We start from the raw sequence: 13,939 nt of genomic DNA on the forward strand, positions 1-13,939 counted from the left end.
TATCTATTGATTTTGAAAATGACATTAATTGATAGGGTAAATAAAATCTAAATAAATATTATATAACTACTCTTTTATTAAGTGCTACCATAATTTTATGGTAGTATTTTTTTTAACTAAATGTATACATAATTTTATTCAAAAATAGAGCATAATAATAATTATATTAAAAAATATAAATTTTAACATAATTTCAAATAACTTTTCAAATCATTAATTAGCAAACTAGATTTTGTTGTAAATGGATGATACAATGTTTAAGGTTATTAGTGCAATAAGGAAGTGAATTAAATGAAAAAGAAATTATTATTCTTAATAATTGTTTTTGGATCTATCGTTGTATTTGGGAATAGGGTTTACAGTAAATCAGATCAATTATCTACAACTGAGAAAGTAAGTGATTTTAAGTACATGTATAATACAATAGAGGAGGGGTATCCATACTTAGACGTAAATACTAGGCGTACTGGAAAGGATTGGTTATCTAACAAGTATACATATATAAATAGAATTAAAGATACTAAGAATGATGATGAGTTTGTAGATGAAATGTCGGATATATTATCAGAATTAGGAAATAAGCATACTGAGGTAATAAATAATAAAAAAGATATGAATGTTTAAAAATCATATTCGAAAATGATTTATATGATTTTCTTAATGATAAAAAAGTTATAGAAAGATATGATAATATAAAATCTGAAATTAACATTTGTGATGGCAATTTTTTAAAAAAGAGTTGATTTTAAAAGATGCAGTAATGGTAGTGTTGGTTATATGTATTTACCATCTATGGCTCCTCAAAAGGGTTCTATAAAAAATGATTTAAATATGGTTGGAGATTATATTAAAACACTAGACAATTACAAGGCTTTAATTATAGATATAAGAGGAAATAAAGGTGGAAGTGATGCATATTGGCAAGGAATTGTCTCTGAACTTATAAATGATGATATTAAAATAAATGGATATAGAATTTATAGAAGTAAAAGTGAGTTAATAAAAAATTATACTGATTCAAGGAAAATAAATTTAAATTCTACTGAAAAATTACCTCATAGCATAAGAAAAAATGCTCCAAAAGAAGTTTATAATAAGTTTAATGGATTTGAAAATACATCTTATACAATAAAATCTAGTGATAATTTAAACTTTAAAGGAAATATTTATTTACTTACAGATAGAAAGGTATATTCATCATCAGAATTTTTTGCTATGTTTTGTAAGGAATCTAAATTTGCAACTTTAATTGGAGAAATGACTGGAGGAGATGGAGGAGGATTAGATCCTGCTTTGTTTGAATTGAAAAATAGTGGCTTGATAGTTAGAATGGCTAGTGGAATGTACTTAAATAAAGACGGAATATGTGATGAGGAAGTTAAAACTACTCCTGATTTTAAGGTAAACAATTGTGAAAGAACTAAAAACTTAAAAGATGACAATTGCATAAATAAAGTTTTAGAACTAGAGCATATTGATTAATTTTAAAAATCCATAAAAATTAAAAATATAAAGGGTATTTTATAATACTATAGAATATTTACTTTAGATTAGCTAAATACAAGTATTTTTAAATGAATTTTACTATTTAAACTAAAATTGTATTGATTTAAGCATAAAAATTTTTTGATTAATATATTTGTAAGTTGTATAATAAAATATACAAATTAACGTTATAACTGAAAGGATAGGTTAAAATGATAAAACAAGAAAAAAAATCAAAAAACTTAGGGATGAAAAGAGTTGCTATATTTTTAATAATAATAGCATTTGTTGTTACGGCTGTTGCACCTATAGCTAGCTTTTTTATGTAAATAATATAAGTTTTATTCGGAATATATTATATAATTAAAAATCATTACTGTTAAATAAAATTATTATACTGAAATATAATAGGAGGTTATATATTGAACTTTTAAGTTCTGTATATATCCTTTTATTTTGACTAAATAAGCATATTTTAGAGAAAAATCTAATTTAATAGTATAGTATAGATTATTTACTTTTAAAATAGGGGGAGTACATGAGTAGTTTAAATGAAATAAAATTAAAAACATTCATAAACTCAAGAGAAATATATCCAGATGAAAACATAGAAGGTATATGTAGACTAAGTGGTGTGAATTTAAATAAAAATTACACAATATAAGTATATAATATAAAAACTAATTATATTAAAGATAAGTATAAAAATATAGGAGGTAAAAAGGTAGTTTTACAAAAGGTAGAAATAGATTTAGATAAAAGTTTAAATGAGGGTGGATTGGTAACCGTTCCATTTAAATTTAAGGTAAGCAGCAAAGTTCCAGTATCTATACATAAAAGTCATGTATGGATAAAGACATGTTTAAAAGAAAATGGTAAAAATAAATTAGAAGAAAAATATCATATAGATATATTACCTCCTAAATATATAGAAAATACAATTAATATTATAGAAAATTTAGGATTTTCTTTAACAGAAGTAGAAAATAAGTATATAGAAAACAAATATGATAATATGCCATTTATTCAGTGCTTTAAATTCAGGAAAGTAAAAGAAGACCTTGATGAAAATAAAAACGAGATTGAAATTTTTTTCAAGCAAAAGAATGATTTTATAGAAGTATATTTAAACTACAATATAAAAGTAACATTTGAATATAAATATATAAATGATTTAAATTATTTAACTAATAAAATATATTCTGTTATTAAATTAAAAATTTAGCATAAACATATAGTATAGGAAGAAAAACTTCCATGTCAAAAAATATAAATTTAATATTGAGATACACAGTAAAATACCAGATATTAATTGCTGGTATTTTTTTCTTTTTTTATTCAAAATTTATATGAATATTCATAGTATAAAATGAATTATATTGATTGAAAAGAGAAAAATGTGTATATAATTAAATGATGATATCAGATAAAATAGTTATTTATATAAAGGGGAGAGTTAATTTTGAGTGGAAATGTTTTTGAAATTTAAAGATTTAATAATGGATAAAGTATTTAATATATATAAGCAGTATATACCAGAACACATATTGGTAAAAGGTTTAGAAAAAGAAGATATAGTTGTTTTAGCAGAACAACTATTAAATATAAATTATACACTACCAAAGCTTTTTAGAGAAAGAATAGAGTACGTTGATAAAATACATGATAGACATAAGCCTAATGAAATAATTTATGAGTTATTTGATAAAAACGAACAAGTTATTTTATTATTATCTAAAAATTTAAAGAATAATGATACTAGTATAAAATGGGTAGATAAGTTATGGTTATACTCAGTATAAATTTGGAGGTTGGATAAAAAGTTGAAAAGAAAAATAATAGTTTTAAGTTTAACAGCACTACTGTCAATGGCAGTAGTTGGTTGTTCTTCAACAAAAAATGAAAATATTAAAAAGAGTATAGATGGTGTTGGTTCTCAATTAAATAAAATAAACAATAAAGATGCTGATGGTTTAACATATGAACAAGCTCAAGATTTAATGAAAAAATAAACTCAGAATTATCAGAGTTTAAACCTCAGTTAACTCCAGATAATCAAACTATAATTTTAAATTTAGCAACACGAGAAGTATCGGATAAAATAGAACAAGAGTATATAATGATAAATACTATAGCTAATAAAAAAAATTATACCATTCAAATTGAAGGTAATATATTTAAAAATGAAGCCGGAAATGTAGCTAAAAATGATGCATCAGTACATGCGCTATATGATTTGTTAACAGCTACGAAAAATATAAATAATATAAGTTTATCAAAATGTATGGATGTATTAAATAACAGTGAAATAAATAATGAAAATCTAAATAAAACACTAAAATCATTTGATAATGTAGATTTTGATTTTACAAAAAAAGAAATACACTTTAAACTTGAAAAAGTATATAAAAGAATAGAATCAGCTTCAAAGAATAGAAAAATAACATATGAAAATTATAAAAAGGAAAGAACAACTTTAAAGGAAAGCCTTAAAAATACACTGAAGATTTTGCAAAGTCTAATAATTTAAAGACAATTATAAGTCAAAAAACTTCAGAAAAAATAATATAAATAGTTTTGGAATAAAAGATGATAATAATTTAGCTCAATCCATAACTTTGGGTACAGATATATCTAGTTTAAATTCAAAAACAATTACTAATATGTACGAGTTTAAAGTTCCTACCAATAATGGAGATCCTAAAAGCTTACAATTAAGTAAAGATTTTTTGGTTGGAGCTATAAGAATTATAAATTCAACGACGAATTCAGATATAAATTATGGAGAAATAGAAGATGTTATAAAATCAAATAATATAAGATCTAAGTATTTAGACATAAACTCAAATTTCGAAACTTTTTTTTGAATACTCAGGAAGCTTAGAAAAATCATTAAATAATAACAATTACACATTTACTGAAAAAATAGAAATATAAAAACAACCACTTTCAATATAGGGTGGTTGTTTTTATATTTAGAATTACTAGGAAAATATTTGAAAAATTCAGAAATAAAATTAGGTTATTTAAAAATTATCAAAGTAGTGATATTATCTTATTAATAAGAAAAAGGAGGTAATTTTATGAAGAACAAGAAAAAGTTTTCATTTCCTACAGCGTATACTGTAATTCTAATTGTAATGCTTGTAGTTATGGGGTTAACTTACATAATACCATCAGGAAAATATGCAAAACTTAGCTATGACACTAATAGCTCAAAATTTATTGTAGAGCTTCCAAATGGAGAGTCTAATCAATATGCAGGAACTCAGGAAACACTAAATAAATTAGGAGTAAATGTAAACTTAAAACAGTTTACTAGTGGAGCTATTTCAAAGCCGGTTGCAATACCAAATACATATGAAGAATTAGGAAAAGAAAAAACAACAATATTTGGGGCTATAACAACATTTTTAAAAGCTCCGATACAAGGGTTATATGATTCTATTGATATAATAGCTTTCGTATTAGTTATAGGGGGATTAGTTGGAGTCATAAATAGTACAGGAGCATTTACAGCAGGGATAAATGCACTATCTAAAGCATTAAAAGGAAAAGAAAAATGGATGATTGTAATTATAGCATCTCTTGTTGCTCTAGGAGGAACTACATTTGGATTGGCAGAAGAAACAATAGCCTTTTATCCTATAGTAGTACCTATATTCATAGCTGCTGGATATGATGCTATAGTTGCCATCGCTACAATTTTCTTAGGGTCATGTATAGGGACAATGGCAGCTACAGTAAATCCATTCTCAACTATAATAGCTTCTAATATAGCAGGTGTAAGTTTTACACAAGGTATGCCACTTAGAATTTTAGCATTAGTTATAGCTCTTGCAGTTACTTTAATATACATAATAAGATATGGAGAAAAAGTGAAGAAAGATCCTACACAATCTTTAATCTATGCTCAAAAAGAGGAAATAGAGAAAAGGTTTTTAGCTAGCGAAAGTGGAGATGCTGAAGTAGAATTTACATTTAGAAAAAAATTAATGTTATTAATATTTGGTTTATCTTTCATAGTAATGATTTATGGAGTTAAAGAATTAGGATGGTGGTTCATGGAAATGACAGCACTATTCTTTGCAGTAACATTTATAATGGTTCCATTATCAAAACAAAAAGAAAGTGAATTTGTATCAAACTTCGTACAAGGAGCAGCTGATTTATTAGGAGTAGCACTTATTGTAGCACTTGCTAGAGGAGTTACAATTATAATGGACGGAGGACTTATAAGTGATACTATATTATATTCATTAAGTACTGTCGTATCAAGTATGAGTGGAATAGCATTCTCTGGAGTAATGTATTTAGTTTATATAGTTTTAGGATTCTTTATAAATTCATCTTCAGGACTTGCGGTTTTATCAATGCCTATAATGGCACCTTTAGCTGATGTAGTAGGTGTCAACAGAGATATAATAGTAACAGCTTATATGTTTGGTCAAGGTTTAATTGGTATAATAACACCAACTGGTTTAATATTAGCATCGCTTGCTATGGTAAATGTGACTTATGACAAATGGTTGAAGTTTGTTATGCCACTTGTTGGAATGATAATGGTACTATCAATAGCATTGCTTTGTATAGGATCATTTATATAAAGTCATCAATTAAAGAAAAAGCAATCTAATAAATATTAGGTTGCTTTTTCTTTATTCAAATATGTTTAAATCTAAAGTTTTAGATAATTCTTGTAATAGCTTAATCCCTGCAACACTATTTCCTTTTGAGTCAAGAGATGGACCATATATACCAATACCCATTTTATTAGGAACTGTAGCCAAAATGCCACCACCAACACCAGACTTAGCAGGAACACCTATATGCACTGCAAATGAACCTGATTCATCGTATAAACCACACGTAACCATTATTGATTTGGTAATTGTACATATATCTTCAGGGATTAGTTTTTTGTTATTCCAAGGGCAAACACCTTTATTAGCTAATACAGATCCTATTTTAGCTAAATCTAGTGCACACACAGATATAGAACATTGTTTAAAGTAAGCGTCTAAAATATCTTCTACATCTCCTGAAATTACATTTTTACCTTTAAGATAATAACCTAAAGATCTGTTTATATCTCCTGTTCTTTTTTCAGACAAGTAAACTTCCTCATTTACATCTATAAAATCATTATTAGCTAACTTCCTAGTAAAATTTAAAATTCTATTAATTTTTTCTTCGCTATCTTTACCTTTAATTAAAGAATTAACTACTATTGCGCCGGCATTTATGAACGGGTTAGAAGGAACCTCTTTATTATTTATGTTCATATTTAGTATTGAATTAAATGGAAAACCACTGGGCTCAGTACCAATTTTTTGAAAAACATATTCTGGAGAATGATCCATCATAGCCATTATAAGTGTAATAACTTTAGATGTACTTTCAATTGCAAAGTTAGTAGTATAATCTCCAGCAAAATAATCTTTATAGCCATCTTTTGTCAAATAGATAATAGCTATTCCTAGTTGATTTTTATCTACCTTAGAAAGGGCAGGTATGTAATTAGCAACATCACCATCTTTTATATACTCCTTATTTTTCTCAACTAGGCCTTCTAGTAAACCAAACATTAAAATCGCTTCCTTTTTTATGAAATTTATAACTAATATTTAATTACCCAAAAAAAAATAAAATAAAACTAAAATGGATATTGATTCCAATTAAGTAACAATGCTTATTTTAAAGACATATTATAATAAGTAACTATATTTAAATAGTTATGATGGTGATTAATATGATAAAAAGAGGAATAAAAATTATTTTAGATGAAATAAAAAAATTTTTTAACGAACTAGGAATAGCATGTAAATATTTAATAATTCTAGCATTAATTTCATTTTTAGTTGTGTGTATATCAATTTTCGATACTGAACTAGACGCTACTGGAAACCTAGTTACTATACGAACAGCATTTTCTTCTATTGCAGGATATATACTAGAGCGATCAACCAAAACATGCACTTCTAGTCCTAAGTTATTAAAGACTAAAATTTTAGTGGTAGGAACTTTTGCTGTAATGGCGATGATTGTTACCATATGTGCTTATGTAGTAGATATTAATGTAAATAATCCATCTTTAATATTAATTAAAAATTTATTGTTTTCATCTATAGGTTTTTTAACAAGTGCAAGTAAAGATTTTACTGGGAAAGATTTATAAATTTCAGAGGTTTATCATATTAATTATGGTAAGCCTCTTTTTTAAAATCAATAAAGCAAATTGTATATTTATAAAAGTAACTTTTTATTAAATTTATAATTGGGAGTGGATAGATTGAAGAGTTTGAGTGTTTGTATGATAGTCAAAAATGAGGAAAAAAACATAAAGAGATGTTTAGATAGTATAGAGTCAATAGCAGATGAAATTATAATTGTGGATACAGGATCAAATGATGAAACTTTAAATATATGTAGTAATTACAACGCAAAGGTAATAAACCATAAATGGAAAAATGATTTTAGTGAAGCTAGAAATGTATCTTTAGAGTATGCTACCAAAGATTATATATTATTTTTAGATGCCGATGAAGAAATCTCAAAAGAAGATTTGGAAAAATTGAAAGCATTATTAAGTAGCAAAAAATTAGCAGAGGGATATTTTTTTAGACTAACAAATATAATCAGAGGAACTGAAGTAGGAGAATATGGAGTTTTTAGATTTTTTAAAAATAAAAGAAAGTATAGATTTAGAGGGAAGGTACATGAACAAATAGCTAATTGTATTCAAAAACATAATAAAGATAAGTGTATTGAAAATATAGATATTAAAATTTATCATTATGGATATGACCCAAATAAGGTTAATATAGAGTTTAAATATAAAAGAAATATGGGGATTTTAAATACATACACAGAAGAAGAAAAAGATGCCTATTATTTTTATGTTTTAGGTAATGAATACGCAAGAATTACAGATTTTAAAAGATCGATAGAGGCTTATGAAAAATCTTTAAACCTTATGGAGATGAAATATAATTATGTATTTTATCCATACTTAATTATGAATATAGTAAAGGCATATTCAAATGAAAAGCAATTTTATAAGTCTTTAAAATTTATAGAAGAAATTAGATTGTCAATTCCACATTTTAAAGATTTATATTTTATGGAGTGCTTAGCATATATTGAATGTGGGAAAATAAGCAAAGCACTAGAGTGTTTAAATAAGTATACAAATTGCCCAGTAGGAAATAGTTACAAATATCCAAATAATAATTTCGAAAAAATATATGATATAAAAGAAATGAAAAAAAACCTTGAACAAGCAAGTATTCCTAACGATAACTTATTAAGTGCACTAATGATAACAGACGAATATGACACTAGCATTATTAACACAGTAAAAAGTTTTAATGAGATAATATCTAATTTTAATATAGTAACTAGCAACAAGTGTTTAGACATAACTGAATTAAAAAATATAGGTGCTAAAATAATTTATTCCGATGATAAAGACTTAAATTTATTAATAGAAAAATGCAAAAGTAAATATATTATTATGGTTGATATAGGTGAAATTTGTTCAACGTTAAGCCAGAAAAAAATAATAGAATTGCTATCAAATACGAATGAAAAATTTTTTACTGTAAATATTGTAAACATAGCAAATAACACTAATTCTAAAGAAGTAAGGATTATAAAAAATGAGAACTCAAACTTTATAAATGATTATAAATATGCATTAATAAAAAATAAAAATGTAGTAGATAGCAACATATATATTCATAAGTCATTTAATTAAAAAATTAATTTTATATGTTGACAATTTAACATATAAGAATTATTATCTAATTAGAATTAAATAATCTTCAGGGCAGGGTGAAATTCCCTACCGGCGGTAAAGCCCGCGAGCCGTAAATGGCATGATTCGGTGAAACTCCGAAGCCGACAGTAAAGTCTGGATGAAAGAAGATAATGTATTGTAATGTATATAAGCATATACTATTATTTTGATTTGTAAGCTCTGAAATATTTTATATTTCAGAGCTTTTTTAATTAATTTAATATGTGTATTTTTATGATACAAAAGCCCTGAGTTTAAAACTCAGGGCTTTTATTATTTTCTTTTATAAATCACAAGATGTGAAAGGAGAATATAATGGATGAATATTATATGGGTTTAGCTATTAATCTTGCAAGAAAAGGAATAGGAAAAGTTAATCCTAATCCTATGGTTGGAGCAGTTATAGTTAAAGATAACAAAATTATAGGTACAGGATATCATGAAAGGTATGGAGGAAAACACGCAGAGATAAATGCAATTGAAAATTCAAGAGAGAGTTTAAATGGATCAACTATGTATGTAAATTTAGAACCTTGTTCTCATTTTGGTAAAACGCCTCCTTGTGTAGATAAAATTATAGAAAGTAAAATAAATAAAGTTGTTATATCATCTGTAGATCCAAATCCGCTAGTACAAGGAAAAGGAGTTAAAAAACTTAGAGATGCAGGTATTGAAGTTAAGGTTGGAGTTTTAGATAAAGAAAATAAAAAATTAAATGAAGTTTTTTTAAAATATATAAAAAATAAAAAACCATTTGTAGTTATGAAAGTTGCCATGAGTTTAGATGGGAAAATAGCAACAACTACAGGTCAATCAAAATGGATAAGCTGTGATGAGTCAAGAAGATACGTACATAAGTTAAGAAGTGAAGTAATGGGTATATTGGTTGGGATAAATACTGTTATAAAAGATAATCCAATGTTAGATTGCAGATTAGAAAACGGTAAAAATCCAATAAGGATTATAGTAGACACAACACTTAAAATACCTATAGATTCAAAAATTGTATTTAGTTCAAAATCAATTAGAACTATTGTAGTAACTACAAAAAATGCAAATAAAAATGTAATGAAATTACTAGAGGATAAAGGTGTTGAAATATTAACTGTTAATTTAAAAAACAACTTAGTCGATCTAAAAGAAATGATAAATAAATTAGGGGAATTAAAGATAGATAGTATTTTAATTGAAGGAGGATCAAGATTAAATTATTCAGCAATAAATGAAAATATAGTTGATAAAGTTCAAGTATATGTAGCCCCTATTATACTAGGAGGGGAAAGCTCTAAAACTCCAATTGGAGGAGAAGGTGTATCTGATATAAAAGAAGCATTTAAGCTTCATCAATTAGACTATAAACAAGTAGGTTCAGACATTTTAATTGAAGGATACTTGAAAGGAAGTGACAATTAATTGTTTACGGGAATAGTTGAGGAAATCGGTACTATAACGCACATAAAAAATGGAGTTAAGTCATCTAAGCTTATTATTAATTGTAATAAAGTTTTAGAGACAACTGAAATAGGAGATAGCATTTGTACAAATGGCGTTTGTCTAACTGTAACAAATATAAGCAAAGGAACATTTGAAGCCGATGTAATGGCAGAAACTATTAGAAAAAGTAATTTAAATACTTTAAAAATAGGAAGTAAGGTAAATTTAGAAAGGGCATTGAGTTTAAGCACTAGACTAGGAGGTCATTTAGTTAGTGGACATATAGATGGTATAGGATATATAAAAGATTTAAAAAAGGAAGATAATGCAATTTGGATAACCATAAAAACTTCAGTAGATATACTTAGATACATTGTATATAAAGGTTCTATAACTATTGATGGAATAAGCCTAACAATAGCATATGTAGATGATGATGTATTTAAGGTTTCTATAATACCACATACACTACAGCAAACTATATTATCAAGCAAAAATATTGGAGATAGCGTAAATCTAGAATGTGACATTATAGGCAAATATGTTGAAAAGCTATTAGGAATTAGTAAACCTAACAAACAACAAGCTAACAATATAAATGAAACTTTTCTTAAAGAAAATGGATTTATTTAAAATAAATTGGAGGTAGAAAAAATGTATAAATTTAATTACATTGAAGAGGCAATAGAGGATATAAGGGATGGTAAGATAGTTGTAGTTATAGATGATGAAGATAGAGAAAATGAAGGAGATTTGTTAATGGCCGCAGAAAAGGTAACTCCTGAAGCTATAAACTTCATGGCAACTTATGGTAAGGGACTTATCTGTATGCCACTTACTGAGGAATATTTAAAAAGACTAAATATTCCTCAAATGGTAAAAGACAACACTGATAATCATGAAACTGCTTTTACTGTAAGTATAGATCATATAGAAACAACAACTGGTATATCAGCTTACGAAAGAGCTTTAACTATACAAAAGGTATTAGAAAAAGAATCTACTCCAAATGACTTTAGAAGACCAGGACACATATTTCCGCTAAAAGCTAGAAAAGGTGGAGTTTTAGTCAGAAATGGACATACAGAAGCAGCTGTTGATTTAGCTAGGTTAGCTGGGTTAAAACCAGGAGGAGTAATATGTGAAATTATGAGTAAGGATGGAACCATGGCTAGAACTGATGAGTTAATAGAATTTTGTAAAATACATAATCTCAAAATTATAACTATAAAAGACTTAGTTGAGTATAGAAAAAGTAATGAATGCCATATAGAAAGAGTTGTTGAAACAAATATGCCAACAAAATATGGAGATTTCAAAATGTATGGATTTATAAATAAGTTAAATGGAGAGCATCATGTAGCTTTAGTAATGGGAGATATTTTACCAGGTGATGAAGTATTAACAAGAGTTCACTCTGAATGTTTAACAGGAGATGTATTAGGCTCTAAACGTTGTGATTGTGGAGAACAATATGATGCAGCTATGAAAGCAATAGCAAAAGAAGGTAAAGGGATATTATTATATCTAAGACAAGAAGGTAGAGGTATAGGTCTAATAAATAAACTAAGAGTATATGCCTTACAAGATGAGGGGTTTGATACAGTAGATGCAAATTTAAAACTAGGATTCAAAGCAGATATGAGGGAGTATTTTATAGGCGCTCATATACTTAAAGATTTAGGAGCTAGAAAACTTAGGTTAATGACAAATAATCCAAGAAAAATAAATGATTTAAGTGAACATGGGATAGATATAGTAGAAAGAGTACCTATACAAATGAATCATAATGATGTTAATGAATTTTATTTAAAAACAAAGAAAGAAAAGCTAGGGCATTTATTAGCATAATTGCAAATTACATAAATTAAACTAAAGGAGAGCTGTATATGAGAATAATAGAAGGTAACTTAGTAGCTAAAGATATTAAAATAGGGATAGTTGTTGGAAGATTTAATGAGTTTATAGTATCTAAATTATTAGGTGGGGCGTTAGATGGATTAAAAAGACATGGAGTAGACGAAGATAGTATCGAAGTTTCTTGGGTTCCTGGGGCTTTTGAAATCCCATTAGTTGCTAAAAAAATGGCACAGTCTAAAAAGTATGATGCTGTTATATGCTTGGGAGCTGTTATAAAAGGGTCAACACCTCATTTTGACTATGTATGTGCAGAAGCTTCTAAGGGAATTTCATCTGTATCACTGAGTGAGGAGTTACCAGTTATATTTGGAGTTTTAACTACCGATACAATAGAACAAGCTATAGAGAGATCTGGTACTAAAGCTGGAAACAAGGGATATGATGCAGCAGTTACAGCTATTGAGATGGCTAATTTGCTAAAATTAATTTAATAAAATGTAAAAATAGCTAAACCATTATTTATGGTTTAGCTATTTTGTTGCGTTAACAAATAATTTTTATATATAAATTATATACTCGAAAGGATATATATTTATTTAGTTTAATATTTTATAGTAATACAAATTGAAAAGAGATATTAGACTTTTAAAATAGGAGGATTTTATGGGAAATTGGATAGAGCTGTATAAATCAATAAAAGAATTATATGGAGATGAGCCTGAACATAAACTTATAGAATATTTAGGATTAATTGAGAAAGGCAAGGTTTTAGACTTAGGAACAGGGTGCGGTAGAAATTCACTCTTTTTTTCAGAGATAGGTTTTGATGTTGAAGCGATTGATATTTCTCATCAAAATATAAATAAGTATATACAAAAGTCTAGTCAATTAAACTTAAATACAAAAGCAAAGGTAATGGATATTAGAAACTTTGATATAAGTGAAAGTTCATATTCCCTAATAATAGTTTCATGGGTACTAAATTTCTTTAAAAAAAGTGAGATTGATTTAATTATTAATAATATAAAAAAGGATTAAAGCCTAATGGAATTGTATACTTTACTGCATTTTCAACATTAGATGATTATTATATTAAAAACTTAGATAAATCTTGTGGAGAGAAAAATACTTTATACTTTGATGACTATGATTGCTATAGATATTATTATGATAATTCAGATGAAGTTTTAGAACTTTTTAAAGGGTTAGAGGCATTATCTGTAAGTTCAGGTATGGAACTAGATATAGATGAAGAAATAGGCAATCATTATCATCATACAATAGAGTATATAGGTAAAAAGGTAGAATAGATTAGTATTACTTAAAAGTTTGATATTATACAAATAAGAATTCAGGAGG

The 13,939-nt window shown here is 26.4% G+C and carries 17 protein-coding genes and 1 riboswitch; of the genes, 16 read left to right on the forward strand and 1 reads right to left on the reverse strand.

Going from position 1 to position 13,939, the window contains the following annotated elements; all coding sequences use genetic code 11:
* Nucleotides 1-291: 291 nt before the first annotated feature.
* The 9 genes from LEQ07_RS16030 (at nucleotide 292) to LEQ07_RS16070 (ending at nucleotide 6,092) form a co-directional block, all read left to right on the forward strand.
* A complete protein-coding gene (locus LEQ07_RS16030) occupies nucleotides 292-624 on the forward strand; it encodes a hypothetical protein (RefSeq protein WP_263331422.1) in 333 nt (110 codons plus the stop codon).
* Nucleotides 625-777: 153 nt separating this feature from the next.
* The gene (locus tag LEQ07_RS16035; RefSeq protein ID WP_263331423.1) at nucleotides 778-1,482 is read left to right on the forward strand and encodes a S41 family peptidase; all 705 of its coding nucleotides are present in this window, start codon (nucleotides 778-780) and stop codon (nucleotides 1,480-1,482) included.
* A gap of 541 nt (nucleotides 1,483-2,023) precedes the next feature.
* Entirely contained in the window at nucleotides 2,024-2,149 is a 126-nt protein-coding gene (locus LEQ07_RS16040) for a hypothetical protein (protein WP_263331424.1), read from the forward strand.
* Nucleotides 2,150-2,158: 9 nt separating this feature from the next.
* On the forward strand, nucleotides 2,159-2,710 hold the full coding sequence (locus LEQ07_RS16045; RefSeq protein ID WP_263331467.1) for a sporulation protein: 552 nt from the start codon (nucleotides 2,159-2,161) through the stop codon (nucleotides 2,708-2,710).
* Nucleotides 2,711-2,963: 253 nt separating this feature from the next.
* The gene (locus LEQ07_RS16050; protein WP_263331425.1) at nucleotides 2,964-3,287 is read left to right on the forward strand and encodes a hypothetical protein; all 324 of its coding nucleotides are present in this window, start codon (nucleotides 2,964-2,966) and stop codon (nucleotides 3,285-3,287) included.
* Between the two features lie 21 nt (nucleotides 3,288-3,308).
* On the forward strand, nucleotides 3,309-3,497 hold the full coding sequence (locus LEQ07_RS16055; protein ID WP_263331427.1) for a hypothetical protein: 189 nt from the start codon (nucleotides 3,309-3,311) through the stop codon (nucleotides 3,495-3,497).
* Between the two features lie 107 nt (nucleotides 3,498-3,604).
* Complete coding sequence (locus tag LEQ07_RS16060) at nucleotides 3,605-4,015, forward strand: hypothetical protein (protein WP_263331429.1); 411 nt, start codon at nucleotides 3,605-3,607, stop codon at nucleotides 4,013-4,015.
* A gap of 88 nt (nucleotides 4,016-4,103) precedes the next feature.
* Nucleotides 4,104-4,352, forward strand: coding sequence for a hypothetical protein (locus LEQ07_RS16065; protein WP_263331431.1), 249 nt, complete (start codon nucleotides 4,104-4,106; stop codon nucleotides 4,350-4,352).
* A 216-nt stretch (nucleotides 4,353-4,568) separates the two neighbouring features.
* A complete protein-coding gene (locus LEQ07_RS16070; protein ID WP_046824359.1) occupies nucleotides 4,569-6,092 on the forward strand; it encodes a YfcC family protein in 1,524 nt (507 codons plus the stop codon).
* 51 nt (nucleotides 6,093-6,143) lie between these two features.
* Here the strand turns inward: LEQ07_RS16070 and glsA are convergent, their stop codons facing one another.
* The gene (gene glsA / locus LEQ07_RS16075) at nucleotides 6,144-7,073 is read right to left on the reverse strand and encodes a glutaminase A (protein WP_046824395.1); all 930 of its coding nucleotides are present in this window, start codon (nucleotides 7,071-7,073) and stop codon (nucleotides 6,144-6,146) included.
* Between the two features lie 164 nt (nucleotides 7,074-7,237).
* Here glsA and LEQ07_RS16080 point away from each other — a divergent pair, with 164 nt between their 5' ends.
* From LEQ07_RS16080 to LEQ07_RS16110, 7 genes are all read left to right on the forward strand, one after another.
* Nucleotides 7,238-7,663 (forward strand): hypothetical protein, encoded by a 426-nt coding sequence (locus LEQ07_RS16080; protein WP_046824396.1) that lies wholly within the window; start codon nucleotides 7,238-7,240, stop codon nucleotides 7,661-7,663.
* A gap of 114 nt (nucleotides 7,664-7,777) precedes the next feature.
* Nucleotides 7,778-9,244, forward strand: coding sequence for a glycosyltransferase family 2 protein (locus tag LEQ07_RS16085; protein WP_263331434.1), 1,467 nt, complete (start codon nucleotides 7,778-7,780; stop codon nucleotides 9,242-9,244).
* A gap of 59 nt (nucleotides 9,245-9,303) precedes the next feature.
* Nucleotides 9,304-9,420, forward strand: a riboswitch (FMN riboswitch).
* Nucleotides 9,421-9,601: 181 nt separating this feature from the next.
* Entirely contained in the window at nucleotides 9,602-10,699 is a 1,098-nt protein-coding gene (gene ribD, locus LEQ07_RS16090; protein ID WP_263331435.1) for a bifunctional diaminohydroxyphosphoribosylaminopyrimidine deaminase/5-amino-6-(5-phosphoribosylamino)uracil reductase RibD, read from the forward strand.
* Nucleotides 10,700-11,353 (forward strand): riboflavin synthase, encoded by a 654-nt coding sequence (ribE, locus tag LEQ07_RS16095; RefSeq protein ID WP_046824398.1) that lies wholly within the window; start codon nucleotides 10,700-10,702, stop codon nucleotides 11,351-11,353. It abuts the gene before it with no gap.
* A 21-nt stretch (nucleotides 11,354-11,374) separates the two neighbouring features.
* On the forward strand, nucleotides 11,375-12,571 hold the full coding sequence (locus LEQ07_RS16100; RefSeq protein WP_263331436.1) for a bifunctional 3,4-dihydroxy-2-butanone-4-phosphate synthase/GTP cyclohydrolase II: 1,197 nt from the start codon (nucleotides 11,375-11,377) through the stop codon (nucleotides 12,569-12,571).
* A 38-nt stretch (nucleotides 12,572-12,609) separates the two neighbouring features.
* A complete protein-coding gene (ribH, locus tag LEQ07_RS16105; RefSeq protein ID WP_263331438.1) occupies nucleotides 12,610-13,071 on the forward strand; it encodes a 6,7-dimethyl-8-ribityllumazine synthase in 462 nt (153 codons plus the stop codon).
* A gap of 172 nt (nucleotides 13,072-13,243) precedes the next feature.
* Nucleotides 13,244-13,618: a methyltransferase domain-containing protein gene (locus tag LEQ07_RS16110; RefSeq protein ID WP_263331440.1), complete on the forward strand. Its 375-nt coding sequence runs from the start codon at nucleotides 13,244-13,246 to the stop codon at nucleotides 13,616-13,618.
* Nucleotides 13,619-13,939 lie beyond the last annotated feature (321 nt).

Source organism: Paraclostridium sp. AKS73 (assembly GCF_025671395.1).
GTDB lineage: Bacteria > Bacillota > Clostridia > Peptostreptococcales > Peptostreptococcaceae > Paraclostridium > Paraclostridium benzoelyticum.